The 2,596-nt window shown below is 67.4% G+C and carries 2 protein-coding genes and 1 pseudogene; 2 read left to right on the forward strand and 1 reads right to left on the reverse strand.

All coding sequences use genetic code 11. From position 1 onward, the window contains the following. A pseudogene (locus WA965_RS24330) lies at positions 1-284 on the forward strand (hypothetical protein); the annotation flags it as partial. 9 nt (positions 285-293) lie between these two features. Here WA965_RS24330 and WA965_RS24335 read toward each other — a convergent pair. Further along, positions 294-1,016 carry a ferritin-like fold-containing protein gene (locus WA965_RS24335; protein WP_526302537.1) on the reverse strand — a complete coding sequence of 241 codons (723 nt, stop codon included), beginning with the start codon at positions 1,014-1,016 and terminating at the stop codon, positions 294-296. Between the two features lie 263 nt (positions 1,017-1,279). On the opposite strand from WA965_RS24335, the gene WA965_RS24340 reads away from it, so the two are divergent. Next, positions 1,280-2,596, forward strand: a 1,317-nt coding sequence (locus WA965_RS24340; protein WP_526448159.1) for a DEAD/DEAH box helicase, incomplete at its 3' end; no start/stop codon positions are given.

The following is a 2,596-nucleotide window of genomic DNA, read 5'->3' on the forward strand; positions in this document are numbered from 1 at the left end:
CTCCGGCGGCGGCCCCCGGCACCGTCACCTACCGGGTGACCGGCGATCGCAATCTCATCGATCTGGTGACCGTCATCTACACAGACCAGCAGGGCGCTCTGGTGACCGACGTGAACGTGTCGCTGCCGTGGTCCAAGACGGTGGTGCTCAATCCGGGCGTGACGCTCAGTTCGGTGACCGCGACCAGCGTCGCCGGTCGCCTCAACTGCAGCATCGCCGACGCCAACGGCGCGTTGATCGCCGTGCAGAACAGCAACTCGATGATCACCAACTGCACGCGGTAACCGACACGGTCAGGCCAGTCCCAGCTCCTGCATCCGGGTGTTGTGCGTGTGTTGCAGGTGATCGAAGAAGTCGGTCATCTGCGACAGGCCGCCGCCCGACATCACCAGATCGACGAGTTCGTCGTGCTCGGCGAGCACGTACTGGGCCTGGGTGATGGCCTCCCCCAACAGCCGCCGCGACCACAGCGCCAACCGGTGACGCTGACGCTGACTGGCCGTCACGGCCGCCCGGACCTCGGCTACCACGAACTGCGAGTGACCTGTTTCGGAGAGCACGGAGCGCACCACGCCGGCGACCTCGTCGGGCATCGAGCCGGCCGTCTCGAGATAGAAGTCGGCCGCCAGGGCGTCGCCCACATAGGTCTTGACCAGGGCCTCGAGCCACGTGCTGGGCGTCGTGAGGCGGTGGTAGTTCTCCAGCGCGGACGCGTATTTCGTCATGGCGGGCACGACGTCGACCCCACGGCGTTCCATTGCGTCGCGCAGCACTTCGTAGTGGTTCATCTCGGCGGCCGCCATGGTGGCCATGTTGATCCGGCCCCGCAGATTGGGCGCCATCCGCGCCTCCTCGGTGAGGCGGTAGAACGCCGCGACCTCGCCGTAGGCCAGCAATGCGAACAGCTCGGTGATGCCCGGGTGGTCCGACGAGATGGTGGAGACGCCCGACGCGGCAGGTCCGCTGCGCTCCGCCGCGGGAGCAGGACCAGCGGCCGCAGTTGGCGTCGAATTCATGGTCTCAACTGTAGAGCGCCACGGGGCCTCCGACGAGTGCGGTAACGCTCCGGCGAGCCCACCGGCTACCATGGGTGACGGTGTCGGCGCGAAAGTCGACAGATCGATCCAGGTCACGTCGGTTGGTTATCGCCGCAGGCACCTCGACAATGTGCGTGCACGCAGGCGGCCCGCCTCCTCATCGCAGGGCCCGACGGAGTTCTCTTCACAACTCGTGCGCGCGTGAACGCCACGAGGAATCAGTGAAAGGCTCCATTCTCCGTATGACACCTGTAGTCCCCCACACCAGTCCGTCGTTCGCCCAGCTCGGAGTGCGCGAGGAGATCGTGCGCGCGCTGTCCGAATCCGGCATCGAACATCCCTTCGCCATCCAGGAACAGACCCTCCCGCTGGCCCTGGCCGGCGACGACCTGATCGGTCAGGCCCGCACCGGCATGGGCAAGACCTACGCCTTCGGCGTACCGCTGCTGCACCGGCTCACCACCGACACCGAGCGTTCGCTCAGCGGCATCCCGCGCGCGCTGATCGTCGTCCCCACCCGTGAGCTGTGCATCCAGGTCTTCGGTGACCTGACCGAGGCGTCGAAATACCTCAAAGCCGATCACGATGGGACGAGCCGTCCGCTGTCGGTCGTGGCCATCTACGGCGGGCGCCCGTACGAGCCACAGGTCGAGGCGTTGCAGAAGGGCGCGGACGTCGTCGTCGGCACCCCCGGCCGCCTGCTCGACCTGGCACAGCAGGGCCACCTGCAGCTCGGGGGGCTGTCGACGCTGGTGCTCGACGAGGCCGACGAGATGCTCGACCTGGGCTTCCTGCCCGACATCGAGCGCATCCTCAAGCAGATCCCGGCCAAGCGCCAGGCGATGCTGTTCTCGGCGACCATGCCGGACCCGATCATCACTCTGGCCCGCACGTTCATGAACCAGCCGACGCACATCCGCGCCGAGGGCGTGCAGGGTTCGGCCACCCACGAATCCACCGAGCAGTTCGCCTACCGCGCGCACGCCCTCGACAAGGTCGAGATGGTGAGCCGGATCCTGCAGGCCGAGGGCCGCGGCGCGACGATGATCTTCACCCGCACCAAGCGCACCGCCCAGAAGGTCTGCGACGAACTCGCCGAACGCGGCTTCAAGGTCGACGCCGTCCACGGCGATCTCGGCCAGGGCGCCCGCGAGAAGGCACTGAAGTCGTTCCGCAGCGGCGACGTCGACGTGCTCGTCGCGACGGATGTCGCCGCCCGCGGTATCGACATCGACGACATCACCCATGTCATCAACTACCAGATTCCCGAAGACGAGCAGGCCTACGTGCACCGCATCGGCCGCACCGGTCGTGCGGGCAAGACCGGCATCGCCGTCACCCTCGTCGACTGGGACGAGCTGCCCCGCTGGACGATGATCGACAAGGCGCTGGGTCTGGACACCCCCGATCCCGCCGAGACGTACTCCAGCTCGCCGCACTTCTTCGAAGAGATGAACATCCCGACCGATGTCACCGGCACGGTGGGCCGGAGTCGCGCGTCGGCGAGCACCCGCAAAGCCCCGCGGCAGGAGACCGGCAGGCGCAGTGCCGGCGAGACC

Source organism: Mycobacterium sp., assembly GCF_049683935.1.
Lineage (GTDB): Bacteria > Actinomycetota > Actinomycetes > Mycobacteriales > Mycobacteriaceae > Mycobacterium.

Excerpts from the sequence above, each read along its gene's own strand:
- WA965_RS24335 (WP_526302537.1), bottom strand. The coding sequence starts at position 1,016 with ATGAATTCGACGCCAACTGCGGCCGCTGGTCCTGCTCCCGCGGCGGAG.